22 protein-coding genes are annotated in these 26,822 nt (G+C 30.4%); 16 read left to right on the top strand and 6 right to left on the bottom strand.

Annotated elements, in window-relative coordinates:
* The first annotated feature begins 49 nt into the window (after positions 1–49).
* The 13 genes from H9I45_RS13775 to H9I45_RS13715 all read left to right on the top strand — a co-directional run bounded on the left by H9I45_RS13775 (position 50) and on the right by H9I45_RS13715 (position 13,671).
* Positions 50–760: a DUF547 domain-containing protein gene (locus H9I45_RS13775; RefSeq protein WP_088354034.1), complete on the top strand. Its 711-nt coding sequence runs from the start codon at positions 50–52 to the stop codon at positions 758–760.
* A 39-nt stretch (positions 761–799) separates the two neighbouring features.
* Positions 800–1,135, top strand: a complete 336-nt coding sequence (locus H9I45_RS13770) for an arsenosugar biosynthesis-associated peroxidase-like protein (RefSeq protein ID WP_088354033.1) — start codon at positions 800–802, stop codon at positions 1,133–1,135.
* A gap of 167 nt (positions 1,136–1,302) precedes the next feature.
* Positions 1,303–2,358 (top strand): arsenosugar biosynthesis radical SAM (seleno)protein ArsS, encoded by a 1,056-nt coding sequence (gene arsS / locus H9I45_RS13765; RefSeq protein ID WP_088354032.1) that lies wholly within the window; start codon positions 1,303–1,305, stop codon positions 2,356–2,358.
* 10 nt (positions 2,359–2,368) lie between these two features.
* Entirely contained in the window at positions 2,369–3,046 is a 678-nt protein-coding gene (locus tag H9I45_RS13760; protein WP_088354031.1) for a DUF2064 domain-containing protein, read from the top strand.
* A 65-nt stretch (positions 3,047–3,111) separates the two neighbouring features.
* Complete coding sequence (locus H9I45_RS13755; RefSeq protein WP_088354030.1) at positions 3,112–6,306, top strand: SusC/RagA family TonB-linked outer membrane protein; 3,195 nt, start codon at positions 3,112–3,114, stop codon at positions 6,304–6,306.
* 89 nt (positions 6,307–6,395) lie between these two features.
* Entirely contained in the window at positions 6,396–7,835 is a 1,440-nt protein-coding gene (locus H9I45_RS13750) for a SusD/RagB family nutrient-binding outer membrane lipoprotein (RefSeq protein ID WP_088354029.1), read from the top strand.
* Positions 7,836–7,928: 93 nt separating this feature from the next.
* On the top strand, positions 7,929–9,296 hold the full coding sequence (locus H9I45_RS13745; RefSeq protein WP_088354028.1) for a sodium:solute symporter family transporter: 1,368 nt from the start codon (positions 7,929–7,931) through the stop codon (positions 9,294–9,296).
* Entirely contained in the window at positions 9,281–10,108 is an 828-nt protein-coding gene (locus H9I45_RS13740; RefSeq protein WP_088354027.1) for a metallophosphoesterase family protein, read from the top strand. The genes H9I45_RS13745 and H9I45_RS13740 overlap by 16 nt, the downstream gene beginning before the upstream one ends.
* A 10-nt stretch (positions 10,109–10,118) precedes the next feature.
* Positions 10,119–10,613 carry a rhodanese-like domain-containing protein gene (locus H9I45_RS13735; RefSeq protein WP_088354026.1) on the top strand — a complete coding sequence of 165 codons (495 nt, stop codon included), beginning with the start codon at positions 10,119–10,121 and terminating at the stop codon, positions 10,611–10,613.
* On the top strand, positions 10,606–11,220 hold the full coding sequence (locus H9I45_RS13730; protein ID WP_088354025.1) for a TIGR04282 family arsenosugar biosynthesis glycosyltransferase: 615 nt from the start codon (positions 10,606–10,608) through the stop codon (positions 11,218–11,220). The genes H9I45_RS13735 and H9I45_RS13730 overlap by 8 nt, the downstream gene beginning before the upstream one ends.
* Positions 11,221–11,226: 6 nt before the next feature.
* Entirely contained in the window at positions 11,227–11,928 is a 702-nt protein-coding gene (locus tag H9I45_RS13725; protein WP_088354024.1) for a DM13 domain-containing protein, read from the top strand.
* A gap of 42 nt (positions 11,929–11,970) precedes the next feature.
* Positions 11,971–12,786 (top strand): purine-nucleoside phosphorylase, encoded by an 816-nt coding sequence (locus H9I45_RS13720; RefSeq protein WP_088354023.1) that lies wholly within the window; start codon positions 11,971–11,973, stop codon positions 12,784–12,786.
* A complete protein-coding gene (locus tag H9I45_RS13715) occupies positions 12,787–13,671 on the top strand; it encodes a sterol desaturase family protein (protein WP_088354022.1) in 885 nt (294 codons plus the stop codon).
* A 134-nt stretch (positions 13,672–13,805) separates the two neighbouring features.
* Here the strand turns inward: H9I45_RS13715 and H9I45_RS13710 are convergent, their stop codons facing one another.
* Positions 13,806–14,531, bottom strand: a complete 726-nt coding sequence (locus H9I45_RS13710) for a metallophosphoesterase family protein (protein WP_088354021.1) — start codon at positions 14,529–14,531, stop codon at positions 13,806–13,808.
* 147 nt (positions 14,532–14,678) lie between these two features.
* Here H9I45_RS13710 and H9I45_RS13705 point away from each other — a divergent pair, with 147 nt between their 5' ends.
* Entirely contained in the window at positions 14,679–18,131 is a 3,453-nt protein-coding gene (locus tag H9I45_RS13705) for a pyruvate carboxylase (protein WP_088354020.1), read from the top strand.
* A 7-nt stretch (positions 18,132–18,138) separates the two neighbouring features.
* Here H9I45_RS13705 and H9I45_RS13700 read toward each other — a convergent pair whose 3' ends face one another.
* The 5 genes from H9I45_RS13700 to H9I45_RS13680 all read right to left on the bottom strand — a co-directional run bounded on the left by H9I45_RS13700 (position 18,139) and on the right by H9I45_RS13680 (position 23,624).
* Positions 18,139–19,416: a POTRA domain-containing protein gene (locus H9I45_RS13700; RefSeq protein ID WP_088354048.1), complete on the bottom strand. Its 1,278-nt coding sequence runs from the start codon at positions 19,414–19,416 to the stop codon at positions 18,139–18,141.
* Positions 19,416–20,813 carry a hypothetical protein gene (locus H9I45_RS13695; protein WP_088354019.1) on the bottom strand — a complete coding sequence of 466 codons (1,398 nt, stop codon included), beginning with the start codon at positions 20,811–20,813 and terminating at the stop codon, positions 19,416–19,418. The genes H9I45_RS13700 and H9I45_RS13695 overlap by 1 nt, the downstream gene beginning before the upstream one ends.
* Positions 20,814–20,820: 7 nt before the next feature.
* Positions 20,821–21,654: a universal stress protein gene (locus tag H9I45_RS13690; protein ID WP_088354018.1), complete on the bottom strand. Its 834-nt coding sequence runs from the start codon at positions 21,652–21,654 to the stop codon at positions 20,821–20,823.
* 68 nt (positions 21,655–21,722) lie between these two features.
* Positions 21,723–22,724, bottom strand: a complete 1,002-nt coding sequence (locus H9I45_RS13685; protein WP_088354017.1) for a glycoside hydrolase family 113 — start codon at positions 22,722–22,724, stop codon at positions 21,723–21,725.
* Between the two features lie 27 nt (positions 22,725–22,751).
* Positions 22,752–23,624, bottom strand: coding sequence for a transporter family protein (locus tag H9I45_RS13680; RefSeq protein ID WP_088354016.1), 873 nt, complete (start codon positions 23,622–23,624; stop codon positions 22,752–22,754).
* A 167-nt stretch (positions 23,625–23,791) separates the two neighbouring features.
* On the opposite strand from H9I45_RS13680, the gene H9I45_RS13675 reads away from it, so the two are divergent.
* Together H9I45_RS13675 and H9I45_RS13670 are read left to right on the top strand one after the other, a co-directional pair.
* Complete coding sequence (locus H9I45_RS13675; RefSeq protein ID WP_088354015.1) at positions 23,792–25,135, top strand: NAD(P)/FAD-dependent oxidoreductase; 1,344 nt, start codon at positions 23,792–23,794, stop codon at positions 25,133–25,135.
* 56 nt (positions 25,136–25,191) lie between these two features.
* Positions 25,192–26,814, top strand: a complete 1,623-nt coding sequence (locus tag H9I45_RS13670; RefSeq protein ID WP_088354014.1) for a 4Fe-4S binding protein — start codon at positions 25,192–25,194, stop codon at positions 26,812–26,814.
* The last annotated feature ends 8 nt before the right edge of the window (positions 26,815–26,822 follow it).

Here is a 26,822-nt window from a genome sequence, read left to right as displayed (position 1 = left end):
AATCAATTAAAAAAATCTTCGTCTAAAAAAACAACAAACAAAACATACAATGAAAAAAATACTTTTAGCACTTATAACCCTTTTTACATTTAGTCAAGCAAATGCTCAAACAGCTATTTTTAACGATTTACTTCAAAAGCACGTTACCAAAGACGGAATTGTAGATTACAAATCATTTAAAGAAGACAAAGCAAAATTAGACATTTACATTTCTTATTTAGAAAAAACTTCGCCAGAAAATTCTTGGTCAGAAAACAAACAAAAAGCATTTTGGATTAATGCTTATAACGCTTATACAATCAAAAAAATATTAGAAAACTATCCATTAAAAAGTATTATGGATATCAAAGAAAAAGGAAAAACCGCTTGGAAAATTCCTTTCGCTAAAGTTGGTGGAAAAACGTATACTTTAGACCATATAGAACACGAAATTTTACGTAAAAACTTGTTCGACCCAAGAATTCATGTTGGTGTAAATTGCGCCTCTGGTTCTTGTCCTAAATTATTAAACATGGCTTTTACAGAAGAAAATGTAGACGCTTCATTAGAAAAATTAATGAAAGAATTTGTAAACGATTCATCAAGAAATAAAATATCGAATAAGAAAGTTCAAATTTCTTCAATTTTCGATTGGTTTAAAGAAGACTTCACTAAAAATGGATCTGTTATCGATTATTTAAATAAATATTCTAATATAGAAATTAAGAATAACGCAAGAACATCTTATTTAAAATACGATTGGAGTTTAAACGGAAAATAAATTATTATCTTTCGTTTTTTAATTTTCAAAAAAAAATAAATGTCTAAAACATATTACGATTCCGCAGATTTAAGAAAATTCGGAAAAATTACAGAATGGAACGAAGAACTTGGAAACAAATTCTTCGATTATTATGGAAAAGTTTTTGAAGAAGGTGCCTTAACTGCTCGTGAAAAATCTTTAATTGCTTTGGCAGTTGCACACACAGAACAATGTCCATATTGTATAGATGCGTACACAAAAGACACTTTACAAAGAGGCGTTACCAAAGAAGAAATGATGGAAGCAATTCATGTGGGTGCCGCAATTAAAAGTGGTGCAACTTTAGTGCATGGAGTTCAAATGATGAATAAAGTAAATAAGCTAGAAATGTAAGCAGACTCTAATTTTTGCTCTTCGCAAAAATTTTAGAGGTCGCTTATTTCTGCGCAGGCAGAAATCTAAAGCCAACTATATTCATTCCTACTAAAAACCAAAACACAATTTTCTTCGTAAATACTATAAACCATCTTTAAAAAGATACTGAAACAAGTTCAGCATATATGGCTACAAAATCACTTAAAGCAAGAAATAACGATATTGCAAATACCTCACGTCAAATGGAAATTCTTTCAAACGGAATTTTCGCAAACGGAGAATTACCAACATTTGCGGCAAAAATTAAAGAAACTGGTCACTTTCCTTTGCGTCCTAAAAAACTAGAAATTCTACAAATAAATTTGGGATATATGTGTAACCAGGTTTGTGAACATTGTCATGTAGATGCTGGTCCAGATAGAAAAGAAATTATGACTGTAGACACGATGAAACAGTGTTTAGAAGTCATTCAAAAAACGGAAGCACACACGTTAGATTTAACTGGTGGAGCTCCAGAAATGAATCCTAATTTTAGATGGTTTGTAGAAGAAGCATCAAAAGCAGGAATTAAAGATTTTATTGTACGTTCTAACTTAACAATTATTAGAGCAAATAAAAAATATTACGACTTACCAGAATTCTTCAAAAAACATAATGTACACGTAGTTTCGTCAATGCCACATTGGACTCGTGGAAAAACAGACAAACAGCGTGGAGAAGGCGTTTTCGATTTATCTATAAAAGCATTGCAAGAATTAAATGCAGTGGGTTATGGAATGCCTGGATCTGATTTAAAATTAGATTTGGTGTATAACCCTTCAGGAGCATTTTTACCTGGAGATCAAATGGCACTACAAAATGATTTCAAAAAAGCGTTGAAAGAAGATTTTGATATCGATTTCCATAGTCTTTTTGCAATTACAAATTTACCAATTAGTCGTTTTTTAGATTATTTAATCGCTTCAGATAATTATGAAGATTATATGCATTCTTTGTTAGACGCATACAATCCTTCAGCTGTGGAAAACGTAATGTGTACAAATACACTTTCTATAAGTTGGGATGGTTGGTTGTTTGATTGCGATTTTAATCAAATGCTAAATTTAAAAGTAGCAAGTAAAGTAAAACACATTAAAGATTACAACGAAGAATTATTACAAGACAGAAATATTATTATCAATCAACATTGTTATGGTTGTACTGCTGGTGCAGGAAGTAGCTGTCAAGGTGTTGTAGCATAAAAACAAGTATTTGAATAACAAAACTGCCATATTAATTTTTGCAAATTCTGCTGAAAAAGAAACGGAAAGAAAATCATTTCTTTCTACTGAAATTTTTTCTGCATTAAATAATCAAACTTTAAAAACGGTAGAAAAATCTGGAATTAAACACTTTCTTTTTTCTGAAAAAGAGCAAGTTGGAAACAATTTTGGAGAGCGTTTTTCTAATGCAGTAGAAACACTTTTTAACAAAGGTTTCGACAATGTAATTACTATTGGGAATGATACACCACATTTAAAAGTGCGTCATTTATTAGAAACCGAAACCAATTTATCTTCTAACGATTTGGTTTTAGGACCATCTAAAGATGGTGGTTTTTATTTAATGGGAATTAGAAAAGAACATTTTAATAAAAAAACGTTCTTAAAATTACCTTGGCAAACCAATCGTTTACAAAAATGTATTACATCAATTTCAAAATCTAAAAATTTAGAAATTTCCTTTTTAGAAATCTTAAATGATATTGATAAATTAGAAGATATTCAGTTTATACTTGATAGTTTTAAAAGGATTTCAACGTCAATTTTAAATCTTTTAAAAAGATATATCATCTCTAAAAAGACGTTTGTTTTTTCTACTTTTTTCAACATAAAAAAAGTATTTTATTCTCCAAACTTCAATAAAGGTTCACCTATTATTTTTGCGTAATTATCTATTGTATTGTTAGTATCAATACTAAAAATCAACAAATTATTTTACACAAAAATTACTAAATGAAACATATTTTTATGTGGATTTTTATGCTATTCGTGAGCATAAATTTTGCACAAACTAAAATTACAGGAACAGTTACCGATAAAAATTCTGGAGAAAAATTACCAGTCGTTAGTGTTTCCAATGAACAAGGAAATGGAACAACTACAGATGAAAATGGAAATTATTCTATAAATGTAGCTTCAACTTCAGATATTTTAACCTTTTCTTATTTAGGTTATAAAACTCAAAAAATTACGGTTGGCAATCGGATTAACATCAACATTTCTTTAGAAGAAGATGAAACAAGTTTGAATGAAATTGTAGTGACAGCTTTGGGTTTAAATAGAAAAACCAAAGAATTAGGTTATGTTGTACAAGAATTAAAATCTGCAGAATTAACAGAAGTTAAAACCGCCAATTTTTTAGATAATTTATCAGGAAAATTAGCAGGTGTAACAATTTCACAAGGTGCAACTGGTGTTGGTTCTTCATCAAAAATAACCATTCGTGGTGAAGCTTCTTTCTCTAATAACAATCCACTTTTTATTGTAGATGGAACACCAATAAACAACAATACAGTTTTCAACTTTACAGATGAATCTGCAACCGGTTTTCAAGAAATTGATTTTGGAAATGGAGCCATGGAAGTAAATCCAGATGATATAGAATCTGTAACTGTTTTAAAAGGACCCAGTGCTGCTGCTTTGTATGGAACAAGAGCTTCTAATGGAGTTATTGTAATTAATACAAAAGACGGAAGCAAGAAAAAAGGTTTGGGAATTAGCATTAATTCTTCTGTAACTTTTGATAGTGCTTTTCGTTTGCCAGAATTTCAAAATGAATATGGTCAAGGAAATGGTGGTAACTTTGCTTATGGAAATGGACTTGGAGGTGGAGTTAATGATGTAATTTCTTATTCTTGGGGACCAAGGTTAGATGCTGGAAATTTAATTCCTCAATTCGATTCTCCTGTAACTTTAGCAGATGGAACTGTAGTTCGTGGTGGAGATACTTCTTTATATAGTGGCAATGCAATTACACCAACATTATTCAAATCGAACCCAAATAATTTAAAAGACTTTTATCAAACTGGAGTTACAACCATCAATAATATTTCTATAAATGATAGTTTTGAAAGAGGTTCTTACAGATTGTCTTTTACTAATTTAGATAGTGAATCTATTATTCCTGGGGTAAATTTAGAACGTAAAACTGTGGCTTTAAAAACGAATTTTAATCCTACAGAAAGAACACGAATTACTTCTACTATTAATTATGTAAATTCAAGTAGCGATAATAGGCCTTCAAACGGTTATGGAAGTGAAAATGTAAATTATTCTTTAGTGGCTTGGGGACCAAGATCTTTAAACATCGATAGTTTAAGAGATTATTGGCAACCTGGTTTGGAAGGCGTACAACAATACAATTTTAATTATAGGTATTTCGACAATCCTTTTTTCATTTTAAATGAAAACACCAACTCTTTTAATAGAGATCGTGTTTTTGGAAACATTGCTATAAATCATAAATTTACCGATAAATTAAGTGTTTCTTTTCGATCTGGAATGGATTATTCTTCAGAAAAAAGACAATTTAATCGTAATTTTAGTTCAAACCGATTCGCAAATGGAGCCTATGCAGAACACGATGTTTTTTACAGAGAAATAAATACAGATTTCTTAATAAATTATACAGATAATTTTGGTGATTTTTCTTTCGATGCTTCTTTTGGAGGAAATAGATTAGACCAAACTTCATCTACAAAACAAGCACAAACAACTAATTTAGCGCAACCAGGAATTTTTAGTTTAAATAATGCTGCTTCGCCTGTTGAATTTTTTCAATTTAATTCTAAAAAACGAATTAACTCTTTATACGGAATTGCAAAATTTGGTTACAAAGATTATTTATATGTAGATATTACTGGAAGAAATGATTGGTCAAGTGCATTGGCAACTCCTTTTTCTGTGGATGGTGTTTCTTTCTTTTACCCATCAGTTTCTACAAGTTTTATTTTGTCAAATGCTACAGAATTGCCTGAAAGTATTTCTTTTGCGAAGTTAAGAGCAAGTATTGCACAGGTTGGTAATGATACAAATCCGTATCAAACTTCTGGTGCTTTTGTTTCACAAACTGCCTTTAATGGACAACCAACTTTTAGCAATCAAGATTTTATTCCGAATGCAAATTTAAAACCAGAAGTAACCACTTCTTATGAATTTGGAGCAGATTTACGTTTCTTTAAAGATCGTTTGAATGTAGATTTCACGTATTACAATTCAACAACAAAAGATCAAATTATTTCTTTGCCAATTGCAATTTCATCAGGATATAATCAGCAAGTTGTAAATGGTGGTCGTGTAAATACGCAAGGTGTGGAAGTTATTTTAGGAGGAACTCCAATTAGAAATGAAAACTTTAGATGGAATACTACTTTCAATTTCGCAACAAACAAATCTATAATTAAAGATTTACCACAAGAAGATGGACGTTTAACATTGGCTTACAGTAGAATTTACGACAGTGCAAATCAGACAGTATATTTTCAAGTAGAAGAAGGTGGTAGCGTTGGTGACATGTATGGAACTGGTTATCGAAAAAACGAAAATGGAGAATTTTTAATTAATGATGATGGAACTTATATTGCAGATAATACATTGAAGAAAATTGGAAATTATAATCCTGATTTTACTTTAGGATGGAACAATAGTTTCAGCTATAAAAATTGGAATGCAAGTTTCTTATTTGACTGGAGACAAGGTGGAGAAATTGTTTCAAGAACAAGTGCTTTAGGAAATGTTGGTGGCCAATTAGCAGAGACTGCTTTTAGACCAGATGCAGGAATTGTTGCACAAGGAATAAATGTAAATTCTGGCCAACCAAATACAGTTGCAGTTGGTGCAGAAAGTTATTACAGACAATTTTACGACAGAAATCACGAAGAAAACAATGTGTATGATGCTTCTTTTTTAAAATTACGTCAATTTTCAATAGGTTATAAATTAGACTTAAAAGAAGGCTTTTTAGGATTGAAAGACACCTCTACTTTAAACCTTTCTTTCATAGGAAATAATTTATTTGTAATTACAGAAAATCCTCATTTCGATCCAGAACAATTAGCAGTTCAAGGAAATGGTTTTGTAAGTGGTGTAGAAGATATGAGTTACGCTACCAGTAGAAGTTTAGGATTTAAATTAGGGTTTAATTTCTAAAAACAAATTTATTATTTCGACTTTATGGAGAAATCTTTTATATACGATTAGATTTCTCCATAAAGTCGAAATGACAGAAAACATAAAAAATGAAAAAAATTATATATACCATCGCAATTTTTGCAATTACATTTGCAAGTTGCACCAAAGATTTTGAAGAAATTAATACAAACCAAAATTCACCAGTTTCTGTACAACCAAGTCTTCTTTTAAGACAAGTTATTTACGATTATGGGGAACAAATGAGTTATGAGGGTTTTGCTGCGGGAAATTTATTATCACAGCATTATGCGCTTTTAGATTTCAATTTATTTGACAGACACGATTTAAAAAGTCCGCAATTGGGTGGAAATCCTTGGCCGATATTTTTTACGAATTTACGTGATAATGAAATTCTGCTAAAACAATCTCGTGAAACGCCATCTTTCGCTGTTTATGAAGGGCCTGCATTAATTTTAAAAGCATATATGGCTGCAGCATTGACAGATATTTTTGGTGATGTCCCTTATTTTGAAGCTTTTAATGGTGTGGATGGAACTGTAACTCCGAAATACGATTTACAAGAAGACATTTATCAAAATGAAAAAGGAATTTTAGATAATTTAGACAAAGGAATCGCTGCTATAAATGCTTATTCCGCAGCAATTTCTCTGGAAGGAGATATTTTATTTAACGGAGATTTAGATGCTTGGGTACGTTTTGCAAATTCTTTAAAAATTAAATATTTAGTTCGTATTTCCAATAAAGTTGATGTTTCGAATCAATTACAAACTATTTTTACGAGTGGAAATTACATCAAAAATAATAGCGAAAACGCCACTTTCGATTTTACAAATACGGCTCCAAATAGTTTTAGATTTGCACAATTAAGAAATGGAGATTTTACAAACTTTATAATGTCGGAAACTGCTGAAGAGATTTTTGCTGATTTAAATGATAATAGAGTTGGTAATTTTTATCAGCCATTTGCAAATTCAACTTCAAATGAATTTAATGGTTTAATTAACGGAATTAATGCCTCTACCACTACTCCATCTCCAGATGATTATTCTTTAGTTGGTACAATTTTTAGAGAAGACACGTCTTCTTTAGATGCTAATTTTATGACAGCTTGGGAAACGAGTTTTCTATTAGCAGAAGCTGCTCAAAAAGGATTGATTACCACAAATATGGAAACTTTATATAACAATGGAGTTACTTTGGCTTTTGAATATTGGAACACAAATTTACCTGCCACTTATTTGGCTGGAAATGCCAATTTAAACGCAGCAGGAAAAACGCCTTTAGAACAAATTATTACGCAAAAATGGATTGCAAATACAATTAATGGTTACGAAAGTTGGATTGAGTTTAGAAGAACAGGATTTCCTGCTTTAAAAAATGTTGCTGCTAGTTTAAATAACAATTTAATTCCTGTAAGAATGCCTTATCCTGCAGATGCAGGTGCATTAAATGCAGAAAATTATAAAGTAGCAGAAGCTGCAACAAATGGAAATAGTTTGGACGTAAAAGTTTGGTGGAACGAATAGCCTCCCTTAATCCCTCCAAAGGAGGGAAAAACTGTTATGGAAATTGTTGTGAAATAAAAATTTAAAAATATCATGCTAACATCCTTTATTTATATGAGTGAGAGCTCCCTCCCTTTGGGAGGGTTAGGGTGGGCTTCTTGGGTTCAGTGGGCTCTAATAATAGTATCCAGTTTGGCTATGTTCTTTTTATCTCCGCTTGCAAAAACAACAGATCAGTTTTTTAAAGCTGTGAACAAGAAAAAAGCGCCTAATACTTTGGTGTTAACTGGGAGTTTAATCATTTCTTGGATTTTTGCAAAAAGCATTACAAATGCTGCAAATTTAGGTTTGTCTTTTGGAATTGTTGGTGGAGTTGCTTATGCAGGTTATTATCTTTCATTTGCGGTTGCTGGTATTGTTATTTATCAATTAAGAGTTAAAGGTGGTTTTACAAGTATTCATCAATTTTTAACATCCAGATTTGGAAAAAAAGCGATGGCAGTTTTCTCAATTTTGATTGCTTTTAGGCTTTTTAATGAGGTTTGGAGTAACACTATGGTTATTGGAAGTTATTTTGGAGAACAAGATAGTGCTTCCTATTATTGGTCTATTTTGGTGTTTACAATCTTAACTTTAGGCTACGCTTTAAAAGGTGGTTTAAGTAGTTCTATTTTTACAGATGTAATTCAAATGGTTTTATTTTCTGTTTTGTTAATTATTATTTTAGCAACTATTTTTTCTGCGGATGAATTTACGACGAAAGAAATAATTACCTCAGGAACATGGAGTTTTGAACTCGGTTTAAATCTCTTTTTTGCGGCTCTTATTCAATCTTTTAGTTATCCATTTCACGATCCTGTTTTAACAGACAGAGGTTTTATAAGTTCGCCAAAAGTAACGCGTAGAAGTTTTTTATGGGCAAGTATTTTAGGTGCCATTTGTATTATTTTATTTAGTGTAATTGGTGTGTATGCACAATCACAAGGAATGAAAGGACAAGCAGCTGTAGAAGTTGGTAAAGCTTTAGGTGTCGTAATTTTATTAGTTATTAATTTTATTATGATAACCTCTGCAGCATCTACTTTAGATTCTACTTTTTCTTCGTTTTCAAAATTATTATCTGTGGATTTAGGTTTAGGTAAAACAGTTTCTTTCGGAAGAATTTCTATGATAATTGTTGCTGTTTTAGGAACGTTACCCGTATTTTTTGGCGCAGAAATTTTATCTGCAACTACCATTTCTGGAACAATGGTTATTGGATTAACTCCCGTTTTTATATTTTGGAATATAAAAGTGCCAAGAATCAGCTTTTATTTGAGTGTAATTTGTGGTTTGATTTTTGGACTATTGTTAGTGTTTAAATTATTCCCTGAATCACTTATTTTTACAGAAGGAAAATATGCAGATTTACTTTGGATAAATCTTTGGGGAATTTTAAGTTGTATCATTTTATATTTTATTCCAAAATGGATCAAGAAATAAAGCATTTAGGTAAAATATCTGGTAAAACACTTGTTTTCGGAGGAGTTTACAGCAATTTACAAGCGTTAGAAGCTTTAAAACAAATTGCTGAAAAAGAAAATATTCCACCAGAAAATTGTATTTGTACTGGCGATATTGTAGGTTATTGTGCGCAACCTGAAGAAACTGTCCAATTATTAAAATTATGGGGAGTAAATAGTATTGCTGGAAATGTAGAAATTCAATTAGGAGAAAATGCGGAAGATTGTGGTTGCGATTTTAGAGAAGGTTCTAGATGTGATGGGTTTTCTCAACTTTGGTATCCTTATGCACAAAGTAAATTGTCTGAAAATTCGTTAGAATTTTTAAAAACGATTCCTAATCATATTTCATTTGAATATGCAAAAAAGAACGTAACTGTTGTGCATGGTTCTTATTTTAATGTATCAGAATTTATTTTTAAATCTACAGATTGGGCAATAAAAGAACCGAATTTTAAAGCCACAAATGCAGATGTAATTATCGGTGGACATTGTGGTTTGCCTTTTCATCATCAAGAAAAAAAGAAACTTTGGTTAAATCCTGGAGTTATTGGAATGCCAGCAAATGATGGAAACCCAACTGTTTGGTATGCAATTTTAGACGATTCCGATAATAGTTTTAACTTTACACATAAAACATTAGATTATAATTACAAATTAACCAGTAAACTAATGCAAAATGGTTTGCTTCCTGAAGAATATTCAAGAACAATTGTTACAGGAATTTGGGATAATACAGAAATTTTACCAGCAATAGAAACTGGTTTGCAAGGTTTTGGTATTCAACTTTAATATAGATAAAATGAAAAAAATACTCATCCTTTTATTAGTAGTTACCTCAACTGTTTCTGCACAAAAGAAATTAGATAAATTATTGAATAAATGGAACAAAAGAAATGTTCCTTACATGTCTGTAGAAACTTTGGCTTTACCAAAAACAAAAGCGATTTTGTTAGATGCAAGAGAAGAAAAAGAGTTTAAAGTCAGTCACTTAAAAGATGCAATTCGTGTTGGATATGATCATTTTAAACTAAAAGAAACCTTATCAAAATTACCAGAAGACAAGAACGCCAAAATAGTTGTGTATTGTTCTTTAGGAATTCGCTCGGAAACTGTTGCTCATAAATTAATTGAAGAAGGTTACACAAATGTTTACAATTTATATGGAGGTATTTTCGAATGGAAAAATGCAGACTTTCAAGTAGTGGACACTTTAGGAAACAAAACTGAAAAAGTACATACTTTTAGTAAGGGTTGGAGTAAATGGCTAAAAAAAGGAGAGAAAGTTTATGAATAAAAACCTATTATTAATCTTCACAAGAAACCCGGAATTAGGGAAAGCAAAAACACGTTTAGCAAAAAGTGTTGGAGACGAAACTGCACTAGAAATCTATAAATTTTTATTAGAAAGAACCAGAGATATTTCTTCGGAAGTAAAAACTGCGGATAAAGCTGTTTATTATTCCGTGAAAATTCGAGAAAACGATATTTGGAATCCAGATATTTATCAAAAACACCAGCAATTTGGCGAAGATTTAGGCATTCGAATGAAAAATGCTTTCAAAAACGGATTTGATGCAGGTTATAAAAAAGTGCTAATTATTGGAAGTGATTTATATGATTTGTCATCAAAAAACATAGAAAAGGCATTTAATGAATTAGATACTAATGATGTGGTTATTGGTCCTGCTGAAGATGGTGGTTATTATTTATTAGGGATGAATTCTTTGGAAGAAAATGTCTTCAAAAATAAAGAATGGGGAACAGAAACTGTTAGAAAAGATACTTTAACAGATTTAATTGATAAAAAAGTGAAATTATTGGAGTTTAAAAACGACATAGATGTATATGAGGATATTGAAAATATCCCAGAAATCATGAATATGTTTATCAACTCTAAATAATTTTATATGAAAACAACGTTACTTTCGCTATTTTTTGCACTTATTTTCTCGCAAAGTTATGGGCAATGTTCAGAAATTGTTAGTGGTTTTGGTAACAACCCTGATGACAACTCCTACAATGTTACTGGTGATGTTTCGCTAACTTTAAACACAAATAATACTATTACTTTAAATTTAGCAAGTAATTTTAGTACAGCCTCAGGACCAGATGTTCGAGCTTTTTTAGTAGAATCTGGTGGAAAATCGGACGCAGTTTTGGCACAAACCTTAATTGCTGATTTGAATCATTTTGAAATTGGCTTAACACAACCAAATGGTGCACAAACCTATACTATTGCGATTCCAGATGGAAAAGACATTACAAAATTCGATAAAATTTTCTTTTACTGCTTACAATACAATCATTTTTGGGATTTAGGAACATTCAATAATTTTACTTCTTCAAGTTGTAGTATTTTGTCTGTAAATAATTTTGATATTCAGAAAATAAAAGTTTATCCAAATCCCGCAAAAAACGAAATTCGAATTGGAAATATGAAGGCAAATACTGCAGAAATTCGTATTTTTAATGTTTTAGGGAAAAAAGTATTTTATCAGCAAAAAAATACAGGAAAAGCATTGGATGTTTCTTACTTACAACCAGGAGTTTACATGGTTAAAATTTCTGTTGAAAATGCATCTAAAACTCAAAAATTAGTGATTCAGTAATTCATTTTAATACTGAATTATCATAACATAAATTCAGTATTAATGAAAAAACAACAACTACAAGAAACAATCGATTTTTTAAAATCAAACGGAATTACAAAGCCCGAAACAGGTATTGTTTTAGGAACAGGTTTGGGTAAATTAGTTAATGAAATTTCCATTGAATTAGAAATTACCTATGCAGATATTCCACATTTTCCACAAGCTACAGTAGAGTTTCATTCTGGAAAGTTGATTTATGGAGAATTATCAGGCAAAAAGGTACTGGTAATGTCTGGTCGTTTTCATTTATATGAAGGATATAATGCTTGGGAAGTTACTTATGGAATAAGAACAATGCATGGTTTAGGTATTAAAAATCTTTTAATTTCAAATGCGGCAGGTGCAATAAATCTAAATTATAAAAAAGGCGATTTAATGCTCATTGAAGACCATATTAATTTGCAAGGAACTTCTCCTTTGGCCTTTAAAGGCGCCAACGATTTTGGAAATATTTTCGCAGATCTACTAGAGCCATATTCTAAAGAAATCAATATAAAATTAAAATTAATTGCTACAGAACAAAAAATTCAATTGCATGAAGGTGTTTATGCAAGTGTTTTAGGCCCTCAATTGGAAACCAGAGCAGAATACAGAATGCTACAAATTTTAGAGGCAGATGCTGTTGGAATGAGTACAGTTCCTGAAGTTATTGTTGCCAAACAATTAAATTTGCCTTGTGCTGCAATTTCAGTTTTAACAGACGAATGTGATCCTAAAAATTTACAACCTGTAGATATTGCTGAAATTATTGCAATCGCTGGTGAAGCAGAACCAAAAATGATTACGCTTTTTAAAGAAGTGGTTAAGGTTTTATAAATGAACAAATACATTGATCTCATAAAAAACTCTTATTCCGATTATTGGAATTATCTTAAAAATTCTGTTTTAATGGAATTGAATTGGGAGAATTATTTTTATGGTTTAATAATTATTTCTTTAATTGTTTGGGGCTTAGAAGCAATTTTCCCTTGGCGTAAAAACCAATCTTTGTTCCGAAAAGACTTTTGGTTAGACACTTTTTACATGTTCTTTAATTTCTTTTTATTGAACTTAATTGTGTTGGTTGCTTTGTCTAATTCTGCAGCTGTATTTTTTAATGATGTTTTAGGTTTTATTGGTTTATCAATTGCTGATTTTCAATTATTAGAGATTAATAAATTACCTTTTTTCGCAAGAATTTTTATCTTTTTTATTGTGGTAGATTTTGTACAATGGTGGACACACAGATTATTACACAGATCTGAATTTCTTTGGAATTTCCACAAAGTGCATCACTCTGTAAAAGAAATGGGATTTGCTGCACATTTGCGTTATCATTGGATGGAACCTGTAGTTTACAATTCTTTAAGATATATTCCTTTGGCAATTATTGGAGGATTTTCTGCACAAGATGTAGCTTTTGTCCACTTTTTTAATATAACCATTGGGCATCTAAATCACGCAAATATCAATTGGGATTATGGTTGGTTAAAATATATTTTGAACAACCCCAAAATGCATATTTGGCATCATTCTAAAGAGTTGCCAGAAGAAAGAAAATATGGTGTAAATTTCGGACTAACTTTAAGTATTTGGGATTATATATTTAAAACGAATTACATTCCTCATTCTGGAAAAGATATCGAAATTGGTTTTTCTGGTGATGAAGATTTTCCAAAGGGTTTTATTCAGCAGGAATTGTATCCTTTTGGTAAGAAATAGACTTGTCATTTCGAGTGAAACGTAGTGACGTTGAGAAATCTTTTTAAATAATTTAAAACCTTTACTGAAGGTTTCTCCACAAGGTCGAAATGACATTTAATTAACAAATTGCTTCTAAACTCACAATGAAGTTATTAATTTCTACCTTTTTCATCAGGATATAAATCTGGCAAATTATCACTTTGCACAAATTCCTTTGTATCGATATTCATTGCAGAAACCTTTCCTTTAAAAGCGGCTCCAGTATCAATATTCCAAATATTTAAAGCATTCATTGGTTCAGATTCTCCAAAATTAGTTGTTGGTGTGTGCCCAATATAAATCTCTTTATAATGCTGAATTCTTTTCGGGTAAAAAATAGAATCTTTATCCATTTTATGGTTTACAGCTAAAGCCATTTCCCAAAGAGTTCTATCAAAATAAAAATTCTCTTTAAAAATTTCTTTTTCTACTCCATGCATAGATGTAAAACCAGCGTGTAAAAACAATCGATTTTTATCATCTAAATGATATAATGGTAAATTTTCGAAAAAAGTTAAATGTTGCTTTTTATCTTCCGCAGAAAAACCATCGTAACTTTCCATAGTTTCTTTTCCTCCATGTATATACCAAGTTGGATTTACCTCATCTTTTTTCAACCAATTCTCACACCAAATATCATGGTTTCCTTTTATAAAAATACAGTTTATTTTTTCTGATAAATTAATTAAAAACTCAATGACTTGTGCAGATTCACTCCAACCATCTACATAATCTCCTACAAAAATTAAGTTGTCTTTTTCTGTTACTTCAATTTTATTTAAAACTTGAAGCAAGGCTTTTAAACCTCCATGAATATCTCCTATTGCAAATGTTCTCATCTCTAAATTCTTTAATCAAAAATCTAACTTATTGATAATTCCCGAATAAAATTCAAAAGTTTCTAAATTCTTTCAAATTTCTTTTTACTATATCGATTTCGTAACTTATCTTTAGAGAAAATTAATTCAAACCAAAATATTTTACAGATGAAAATTAAAAAAGTACTTGTTGCTAACAGAGGTGAAATTGCCATAAGAATTTTTAGAGCATGTACAGAAATTAGTTTAAAAACTGTAGGTATTTACACCTTTGAAGACCGATATTCTTTACATAGATATAAAGCAGATGAATCTTACCAAATTGGAGAAGATAACGAACCCTTAAAACCTTATTTAGATAGTGATGAAATTATAAGAGTCGCTTTAGAATGTGGTGCAGATGCAATTCATCCTGGTTATGGTTTTCTTTCTGAAAATGCAGAATTTGCCAGAAAATGTGATGAGAATAACATCATTTTTGTGGGACCTAAAGTATCAGTTTTAAAATCTTTAGGAGATAAAATTACCGCTAAAAAAGTTGCTTTAGATAACAATATTCCTATTATTCAGAGTAATAAAAAAGCTTTAGATTCTATTGAAACAGCATTAAGTGAAGCAGAAATAATTGGCTATCCTATTATGCTAAAAGCGGCTTCAGGTGGTGGTGGAAGAGGAATGAGAGTTATTAGAAGACCAGAAGAATTGCAGAGTGCTTTTAACGAAAGTAAACGAGAAGCGTTAAATGCTTTTGGTGATGATACTGTTTTTTTAGAAAAGTTTGTAGAAAATCCTAAACATATAGAAATTCAGATTGTTGCAGATAATTTTGGCAATATTGTGCATTTATTTGAACGTGATTGTTCTGTACAAAGACGTTATCAAAAAGTAATAGAATTTGCACCTTCTTTTGGATTAAAGCAAGAAACAAAAAATGCACTTTACAACTACGCAATTAAAATTTGTAAAGCAGTAAATTATAATAATATTGGTACTGTAGAATTTTTGGTAGATGATGATGACAGTATTTATTTTATTGAAGTAAATCCCAGAATCCAAGTAGAACATACAGTTACTGAGGTTATTACAAATATAGATTTAGTAAAAACACAATTATTTATTGCAGGTGGTTATAAATTAGAAGATCAGCAAATAAAAATTGCGAATCAAGAAAGTGTAAAAATTAATGGATATGCTTTGCAGTGTAGAGTTACTACAGAAGATCCACAAAACGATTTTAAACCAGATTATGGTACCATTACAACCTACAGAAGTGCTTCTGGTTTTGGAATTCGTTTAGACGCAGGAAGTGTGTATCAAGGTGTTACTATTTCTCCGTTTTTCGATTCTATGTTGGTAAAAGTTACTGCAAATAGTAGGACTTTAGATGGAGCTTGTAGAAAAATTAGAAGAGCTTTAGCAGAGTTTAGAATTAGAGGTGTAAAGACAAATATGTTGTTTTTAGACAATATTCTGAAACATGAAACTTTTAGAAAAGGAGAAGTAACTGTTAATTTCATTAAAAATAATCCTGATTTATTCATTTTTAAAGCGCCAAGAAATAGAGCTACAAAATTGGTTACCTATTTGGGTGATATTATTGTAAACGGAAATAGCGATGTTAAAAAAATTGATGCTACTAAAACATTTATTAAACCAAAAGTTCCGAAAATAATTACCAATATTCAACATCCTGAAGGCACAAAAGATTTACTAACTAAATTAGGTCCAGATAAATTTTCTGAATGGTTAAAAGGTGAGAAAAAAGTACATTTTACAGATACAACAATGCGTGATGCGCACCAAAGTTTACTAGCAACAAGAATGCGAACTTATGATATGTTAAAGGTTGCAGAAGGTTACACAAAAAACAATCCTGAAATTTTTAGTATGGAAGTTTGGGGTGGTGCCACTTTTGATGTATGTATGCGTTTTTTACAAGAAAATCCTTGGGAACGTTTGCGATTATTACGAAAAGCAATGCCAAACGTTTTGTTACAAATGTTAATAAGAGGTTCTAATGGCGTTGGTTACACAGCTTACCCAGATAATTTAATTGAAAAATTTGTGGTTTCTTCTTGGGAAAATGGAGTGGATATTTTTAGAATTTTCGATTCTTTAAATTGGATGAAATCTTTGGCTCCTTGTATAGAACATGTAAGAACTAAAACCCAAGGTTTGGCAGAAGGTTCTATTTGTTATACAGGCGATTTATTAGACCCAAAAAACACAAAATACAACCTAAAATATTATACAACTTTAGCTAAAGATATCGAAAACGCGGGTGCTCATATTTTGGCAATAAAAGACATGGCTGGTTTGTTAAAACCTTATGCCGCTTTCGAATTAATTAGCGCATTAAAACAAGAAATTAATATTCCTATTCATTTACATACGCATGACACCTCATCAATTCAATCTGCAACGTATTTAAAAGCAATTGAAGCTGGTGTAGATGTTTTAGATGTTGCTTTGGGTGGTTTGTCTGGTTTAACATCGCAACCAAACTTTAATTCGATGGTAGAAATGTTGAAGTTTCACGAAAGAGAAAACCCAATGAATACAGATTCTCTGAACGAATATTCTAACTATTGGGAAACTGTAAGAGAGTATTATTATCCGTTTGAATCTGGTTTAAAAGCTGGTTCTGGTGAAGTGTTTAAACATGAAATTCCTGGTGGACAATATTCAAACTTAAAACCACAAGCACAAGCGTTAGGATTGGAAGATCGTTTTTATGAAATTACTAAAATGTACAGAGATGTAAATTTACTTTTTGGAGATATCGTAAAAGTAACACCAAGCTCCAAAGTTGTTGGAGATATGGCACAATATTTAGTAAGTAATAATTTAACGGTGCAAGATGTTTTAGAAAGAGGAGATACCATTTCTTTTCCACAATCTGTGGTTAGTTTTTTTAGAGGAGATTTAGGACAACCTGTTGGTGGTTTCCCAAAAGATCTTCAAAAATTGATTTTAAAAGATGAGAAACCTTATTCAGACAGACCAAATGCACATTTAGAGCCAATAGATTTTGATAAAGAGTACAAAGAATTCAGAAAGATTTTTGAGAATGATTTAGGAAGAGCCATCGATTTTACAGATTTCCTATCTTATAAATTATACCCAAAAGTATTTACAGATGCTTTTAATAAGCACACGAAATATGATAATTTAATGAACTTGCCTACCAAAAATTTCTTTTACGGAATGGAAAGAGGTGAAGAAATTATTGTAGAATTAGACAAAGGAAAAACACTTTTAATTACTTTAGAATCGGTATCTAAAACAAATGAAGACGGTCTTGTAAATGTTTATTTTAGAGTAAATGGACAAAGTAGGTCTGTAAAAATAAAAGATGAATCTATTAAAGTAGAAAAAGTAGAAAATTTAAAAGCAGATAAAACAAATTCTAAAGAAATTGGTGCGCCTTTACAAGGCTTGTTATCAACAATTTTGGTGAAAAAAGGAGAGGAAATCAAGAAAAATCAACCTTTGTTTATTATTGAAGCGATGAAAATGGAAACCACAATTACAGCAACAGAAAACACAACTATTAATAAAATTGTTTTAAAAGCTGGAGTAATGGTAAATTCTGAAGATTTAATTTTAATTACTGAATAAATCAACTTTAAAAATACTGTCCTATTCCAAAAACTAAACCGCCTTTAGAATTGCTTTTACCATCGTAAATTTTAAAACCGTAATCAATTCTAAAGGTGGCATTATAAATTTTTTTACTAATAAAACGAAGTCCTAAACCACTGTAAATTCTTAAATTTTCGTCTTTAATAAAGTCGTTTAATTCTCCACCTGGATTTCTCCAAGAACCAGCATCTACGAAAACATTTGTTTGTATTGCCAACCAACCTTTGTCGTAAATCGTATGTCTATATTCCGAATTTAAAGTCGCAACTCCTGTACCTCTATCTACCAAAAAACCAACGCCTCTAATGTTTACATTATTGTCTAAAGCAAATGGTGCAAATGGTGAATTTTCGTTAGTAGAAAGTCCAAAACGTAGTCTGTTTGCCAAATTTCCTTTTGCCCACATTCTTCTAAAATAGAATAAATCGTTCCAAAATATTAAAAATTTATTTTGAAAATCGCTTTCTGTTACTACATATTGTGTGTTTAAAACATTTTTAAATCCACTAACATATTGATACGAATAATCCAATCCATCAAAAATATAGGTGAGTTTAAACAATGCTTTATTCAAATTTAATTTTTGCGGAACTGAGGCGTCTGTTGCTCCAAACAAATAAGTATACTCTTCCTTAAATAAATTGACTCCAAAATCTATTCGGTTTTTTAAATTGAATTGATGCAAACCCAAAACTTCAAAAGAAACATTATTATATAGATAATTGGCAGAAGAATTATTAAAAAATAAAGGTTCTTCACTTTTCCAATTTTGATGATTTACGGCTAAACCCCAATTTTTAGAAAACAGATTTGGAGCTCTAAAATTTATACCATAAGAATTATATCCATTATTTTGATAAAACCCTCCAAATGCAATATTTCTACCTAAAAAATTGTAATCGTATAAACCTAATTTAAAAGCAAATTGTTTGTTTGTGGTTGTCCAAAAATTAACATCAGGAATTATTGTAAAATTTTCTTCAATATTAAATTGTACTTCATAATTATTTCCTTTAATTTTATTGACTTTATAGGAAGCATTACTAATTGCTGGTAGTCTTTTCAAAAAAACGATATCTTCTTCAATATTTAAAGAATCTAAAGATTCATTCTTTTTTGTCGAAAGAATACTCTGAATATAAGAAGTTTTTAATTTATTATTTCCTTCAATATTAAGAACTTTAATTATGTTTTCTTGTGAGTATATAAAGCTTACTAAAAGCAGAAAAAATGTAAGAAAAAAGTATTTCTTACACTTCATTACTGTACAATAAAAGTTTTCTGAATTACTAAATTTACCCAATTATCATTACTAATTCCGAATAAAGTAAAAGTATTTTCGTCATCTAAAACTAAAGCTGGAGGTGTACTTATATTCAAATTTTCGACAACATTAGAAGTATCGTAATATTTAAATGTTTTCTCTGTTGTGTAGGTACCAGATAAAAAACTATCGTCTTCTTTGGTAAAAATTTGAAGATATCTATCATTCTCTACAAAAACACCATCTGTCCAAGTAAAACGTGGTTTTAAAGTTTCGGAATCGTCGATGGTAACTTCGCTTTTCCACTCAGTAGTTCTTGTTTGATTTTTTGTTTTTATAGGATCTGAAACATATAATTTATCCCCAGAAATAAATGTAACAATACACCAAACTTCCTTTGAACTATCGTTCGAAAATCGCCTAAACTGGTTTCCTAAAGCTGCTGTAGATGTAAGGTTTTTTCTTCTATAATTAGAAAAATCTGTTTTATCTACAGTCGTATCTTCAGTTTCGTAATATCTAAAATCGAATGCATCTGCAACTGGATAATAATAAATATAAGTAGTTTCTTTATTCCCATTTGCGTTTCCAGCAAAAGCTCTTGCAGTTTCAGTAGTCTTATCATTATTTACTGCAATATATTCTTCCAAATTTCTTGGAATAAACTGCTTTTCGATAATTAAATTCACCCAATTATCTTCACTTACACCCATTAATGTAAAATTGTAAATCTCGTCTTCCACCAATTCTTCTGGTTCTGCAGTATTTATATTTAAAACCACGTTAGAAGTGTCGTAATATTTAAAGGTTTTTTCTTCTGTATAGGTTCCAGAAATAAAATCGTTTTCTTCGTCTGAAATTACTTGAAAATAAATTACGTTTTCGTCGATAGTTCCATCTTCCCAAGTAAATCTCGGCTCTAAAGTTGTTGTATAATCGATATCTACATCCGAACTATATTCTGTAGCTTTCGAAGCATTCTTTAATAGAATAGGATCTGAAATATGCAATTTTCCTTCTCTTAAATAAGTAACCAAACACCATGCTTCTGTATCTCCAGATCTAGAAAATTTTTCTAATTTTCCACCAAACACATCTTCTTGTGTTAAAGTTTCTCTTCTATAATTAGAAAAATCCTTTTCGTCTACATTAATATCAAGCGTTTCGTAATAACGAATATCTGTTGCACCTTCTTCAGGATAATAAAAAATGTAATTTAGGCTTGTATTTGCCTTTGCGTTTGAAGCAAAAGCAATTAAATCGTCCATTTCTAGATTAGAATTCTCATCTATATATTGTTGTAAATTTCTAGGAACACTAAAATCGCTATCTTCCGAACACGAAAAAAAAGTTGTAATAAAAATTATAAAAAATAAAAAACGCTTACAATTCATTAAAAATTTAAATTTTAAAAGTCATTATTGGTAAGGTTGCATGATTGCTTAAATCCTCGGAAATACTTCCAGAAAAAATATGCGACAACCCTTTTCTACCATGAGTTACAGTCGTAATTAAATCTGCACCAATCGCATTCGAAAAATTTAAAATCCCATCTTCTATAGATCTTGCACAAACAAAATTAACATTTATTAAGCGATCTACATTCCCTTCTGCTTTCATTAAAAAATGATAAGCTAGAGCATCCATTTCTGGTGTTGTTTTAAAATTTTCGTTCGGTAAATTTACGTACAAAATATGCTTTTTTGCATTAAATAAATCTAAAGTTTTTAGCATTTTTTTGAATGCAGGAATCGATTCTTCTGAAAAATCTGTCGCAAATACAATATCTTTAAAGCTTACATCATATAATTCATTTTTAATAACCAAAACAGGAATTTCGGAATAACGAACTACTTTTTCTGAATTTGAGCCCATAAAAAACTCTTTTAATCCACTAACACCATGAGATCCCATAATAATTAAATCGGCATTTACCTCTTTAGCAACAACGCTTATCTCGCTAAAAACTTTATAGTGTTTTATAATTGGAACTACATTTACCTCTTCTAAATAGTCTTTTCTTAAAAATTCTTTAAATCTTTTTTCTGCTAATTTTAAAAGGAAAACTGCTTTTTCTTGTTGATAATTTGGACTTTCTGCTAAATTAATCTCCTGCAAATCTAACATGTGTAATGCAATTATAGATGCATTTGTTTTTTTCGCTAATTGCGCTGCAGTTTTTAAAGCGTTTTCTGAGTAATTTGAAAAATCTACTGGTACAACTATTTTTTTCATAATTATTGTTTTTAAACTTCTCAAATTTACAATCAACTCTTTAGTAAGAAAACGATAATTATCATATTTTATTGGGAATATAATTTTCTTAACAATTCTTCGGCTGGTTTATTTTGTGGTGTAAAACGATTGTTTTTTTCTCCTCCAACTCGATCGTGACTATGAAACCATTTCCAAACAAAACCACCAGCAAACCAATCTTCTTTCCAAAATTGATTGTGTATTGCCTGCAAACCATTTACTTGAGCCTGCATATTTATATTTTCCACTACTCTATTGGAATCCCAAGGTTCTTTCCCAGAAAAATCGACACTTCTATACCCAAACTCCGTAAATAAAACAGGTTTATTAAATTGCTTTTGTACTCTTTTGATTTCATCTTTATGCGATTTCCAACCTTTCTCGAAATCTGCAACTGTTGGCGATTTTTTATCTGTTAACGGAAAATATGCATCTACTCCAATAAAATCTAATTCTCCCCAAAAAGGAACTCTTTTAAATTCGTCCCAATTTGCTGCATAAGTGAGTTTTCCTTTGTAAACTTTTCTAATTTCTTTGATTACTTTCTGCCAATAATCAGGTCTATTTATTACAAATTGTTCTAATTCAGTTCCAATACATAAAATGTCCGCGTTTAACTTTTCAGCAGCTTTTGCATAGGTTAAAATAAAATCTAAATAAGAGTTTTCTAAAATTGTCCAATTTTCTTCGGAAGTCATTTTTATATTCCCAGTAAATTCACCACGACTTACCCAAATGTGTGGTTTTACCATTATTTTTACACCTTCTTTTTGGAATTTCTTTGCATATTGCAACAAACCATTCTTAGTTTCTCCAAACCATTGTCTATTGGTATTATGGATTATTTTTGGTGTAGACAATTCTCTAATAAAACCAAAAGGCATTAAAGCAACATAATTACTATGCGCCTTTAATACAGGTTCTATATGTGTTTGTTTTATAGTATCTCTAGATGCTACAAAACTTACTCCGTTAATTTTTTTGGTTTGACTTTCACAAGAAAAACATAATGGAATTAAGAGGAATAAAAGGAAGTTTTTTGTTTTCATATTTCTCCCTAAAAATAGTTCTTTTTCCTAAAACAATGCTCTTAAACCAATGTTAAAACTTTGTCCTAGGCCAGTATCCTCTCCTCTTACAAATTTGCTGTATAAAACTTCTAAATTTAAATTTTCGTTTAATTGGTATTTTCCACCAAAACCAAGTGCAGTAAAATCTTGTGTAAAATCTCCAAAACGTTGGTAATGTTGTACAAAACCTAAAATAGTAGATTTATCTGAAGGAAAATAACTCATAAAAACACCAGGAGCTAACACAAATGTATTGTTTGAAAAACTTGTTTCTTCTCCGAAATTATACTCTGTGTTTAACTCTGTAAATAATTGCCAATCTCCACTTGGCAATGTATAATCGTAAAAAAATCTATTCTGAAATGTATAAGCTGTTTGATCTAAGAAAACATCATCTGCATTTTTTTCATCTTTAAATAACGGAATGTGGAAAGCACTTTGAATAGAGAAATTACCTACATTTTCTATCGGTTGAATTTTAATTGCTGGCGCAAAAGAAGACAATCCTTTCCTTGAATTCACATCGTTTCCAAGATTAAAAACAGACAATGCACTTTTTCCATTTCTTGTATTTGAACGATATTCTAATAATAAACCAACATTAATTCTATTATTATTAGATACTCCTGTAAAAATATCTACGGTTGAAGTAAAATAATTTTCTCTAACTTTATCTGACTTTACTCCATTAAATGTACCTTTTGTTTCGGTATATAAATTATTAAAAAACTTAACATCCCACTGACCTTTATTTAGTAATTTTGAAGGTGTGTAGGTCTGAATGTTGCTTTTACTATTATTATCATCTTCTTGTGCAAAAGATTGAAAACTTACTACTAATACTGCTGTAAACAGTAATTTAAAAATTGTTTTGTTCATTTTGGTTGATTTTATTTTAATTGGATATTAAAAATTTCTACATCAGTCTTTACTTCTTTGAACAACTTACAAAAAAAAATAATTAGTTATTTAAAACAATTCTAAACTATATTTAATTTTTAAGTTCTTAACTTTAGCTTCGACATAAAAGCAACAATCAATTAAATATGGAACATATCGTTATTATTGGTAATGGAATTTCTGGTGTAACTGTAGCAAGACATATCAGAAAAAATTCTGATAAAAAAATTACCATTGTCTCTGCAGAACACAAATACTTTTTCTCTAGAACTGCACTTATGTATGTTTATATGGGCCACATGAAGTTTGAGCATACACAACCTTACGAAAACTGGTTTTGGGAGAAAAACAACATCGAACTAAAAAAAGGATATGTTGCAAAAGTAGATACTGAAAATAAAAATTTAGAATTTTCGAACGGAACATCTTTAACGTATTCTAAACTAATTATTGCAACTGGTTCTAAACCGAATAAATTTGGTTGGCCTGGACAAGATTTAGAAGGTGTTATGGGAATGTATCACAAAAAAGATTTAGAGAAACTAGAAAAACACGCACCAGATAACAAGACTTGTAAAAGAGCCGTAATTGTTGGTGGTGGTTTAATTGGAATTGAATTAGCAGAAATGTTAAGAAGTAGAGATATTCCTGTTACTTTTTTAGTTCGTGAAGATAGTTTTTGGAACGGAGTTTTACCAGCACAAGAGTCCAAAATGATTAACAATCATATAAAAGAACATCATATAGATTTACGTTTAAATACAAATTTAAAAGAAATTAAATCTGATGAATTAGGTAAAGTGAGCTCTATAATTATTGAAGAAACTGGCGAAGAAATATTTTGTAACGTAGTTGGTTTAACTGCTGGAGTTACCCCAAATATCGATTTTTTAAAAGATACTAATATTGAAACTAAAAAAGGTGTTTTAGTGAACCGTTTTTTAGAAACAAACATTAAAGACATATATGCAATTGGCGATTGTGCAGAACAACATGAAGCAATTGGACAAAGAAGAAATATTGAAGCTGTTTGGTACACAGGAAGAATGATGGGAGAAGCACTCGCACAAACTATTTGTGGAAATAAAACTGAATACAAACCAGGACATTGGTTTAATTCAGCAAAATTTTTAGATATTGAGTACCAAACATATGGTTGGGTTTTTAGCGAAAAAAACAAGCAAGAAAACGAAGCTTATTTTCAATGGAAACACCCAAAACAACATAAATGTATTACCATTTCTTTTGATAAAAATTCCAATAAATTTTTAGGGATAAATACTTTTGGGATTCGGATGCGTCACGAAATTTTCGATCAATGGTTAACCGAAAACAAATCTATTGAACATGTGTTAGAATATTTGGCAGATGCTAATTTCGATCCTGAGTTTTACAGTTTACATGAAAAAGAAATTGTAAATAAATTCAATATAGAGAACAACACAAATATTCAACTAAAAAAGAAAAGTTGGAAACGAATTTTCAGTTAAAGTCACTAAGAAATTCTATTTCAAATAACACTTAATTTTCACAAAAAACAATTATTTTGAAAATAATAAAAAATTCAGGTCTAATTATCTTTTTAGTAGGATTGGCTATATTTATAGGAACTATTTTTTCTGGTACATTCAACTTAAAGCAAGCTGAATTAGATTCTTTTTTACAGGAACAAAACTATAAAAATACACTTATTAAAAGTGCACTACAAGAAGCTGCAGTTACAAATGAAGATTTGAATATCTTCGAGTTTTCGAGTCGTGTACGAAAAGCATATCAAAAATCTAATGATTATTACGATCAACAGATTGCAAAATACGAAGCAGAAAAAAATTGGGATAAAAAAGGAGAACAATATCAATATAAAATAAACGGAAAACCACACACACTAAGTTTTAATTTAGCAAAAAAAGCAGGAAAAGGTTTTGTAACTGAAAACCCTAGTTTGGCTTGGTTTTTAACGTTTGGTTTAGGAATTATTGGTGCCTTATTATTTATTCTTCCGAATCTTATATTATTAGGAAAACCTGGTATTAAAAACGATGGTATTTATCATGATTCTGCAACAAATAGAGGTTTTATTGCGTGGATGGTACTTATCTTTTTAGTTTCCTTTTATTTGGTGTTATATTTCTTTGCAGATTATGTAGTGAACTGGACTTTTATTTTAGATCCAATTAGCGAAACTTTAGGTGGACGACCTGCAAGCCAATGGTTTGTTTATGGGTTTTTATATTGTACAGTAATGCTAACCATGGGTGTTAGAATGTTTATAAAATACAGACATAATAAATATCAAATTGTAAGAACAATTTCTGTTTTATTCTTCCAAATTGTGTTTGCTTTTTTAATTCCAGAAATAATGGCAAGCCTACAAATGCCAGAATATGATTTTAAAAATGCATTTCCATTAGATTATGATTTTTTCTTTGAATGGAACTTAAAAAGTTTAGCGGAAACTGGCGGAATTGGAATTTTCATCTTAGTTTGGGGAATCGTTTTAACCTTAGTTATTGTACCAGTAATGGTGTATTTCTTTGGAAAACGTTGGTACTGTAGCTGGGTTTGTGGTTGTGGTGGTTTGGCAGAAACTTTGGGCGATCCTTACAGACAACATTCTAACAAAAGTTTAAATGCGTGGAAGTTGGAAAGATGGTTAATTCACTCTGTTTTAGTTTTCTCTTTAGTGATGACTTTAGTAACTCTTTACTGTTATTTTACAGGAGCACAATCGTTCTTAGGAATTAATTCTCAATGGATTAAAGACAGTTATAGTTTCTTAATTGGTGCTTGGTTTGCTGGTGTAATAGGAACTGGGTTTTATCCGATTTTCGGAAACAGAGTTTGGTGTCGTTTTGGATGTCCTTTAGCTGCTTATTTAGGCTTGGTACAACGTTTTAAATCGAGATTTAGAATTACCACAAATGGTGGCCAATGTATTTCTTGTGGAAATTGTTCTACATATTGCGAACAAGGAATTGACGTAAGAGCTTACGCACAAAAAGGAGAAAACATTGTTAGATCTAGTTGTGTGGGTTGTGGAGTTTGTTCTGCAGTTTGTCCAAGAGGCGTTTTAAAATTAGAAAATGGCCCTGAAAATGGTAGAATAAATCCGACTGAAATTTTACTTGGAAATGATGTAGATTTAATGGAATTGATAAATGATAAATAAAGAGTTTT

Source organism: Polaribacter haliotis (assembly GCF_014784055.1).
Lineage (GTDB): Bacteria > Bacteroidota > Bacteroidia > Flavobacteriales > Flavobacteriaceae > Polaribacter > Polaribacter haliotis.
This window is presented reverse-complemented; position numbering and strand designations above follow the sequence as displayed.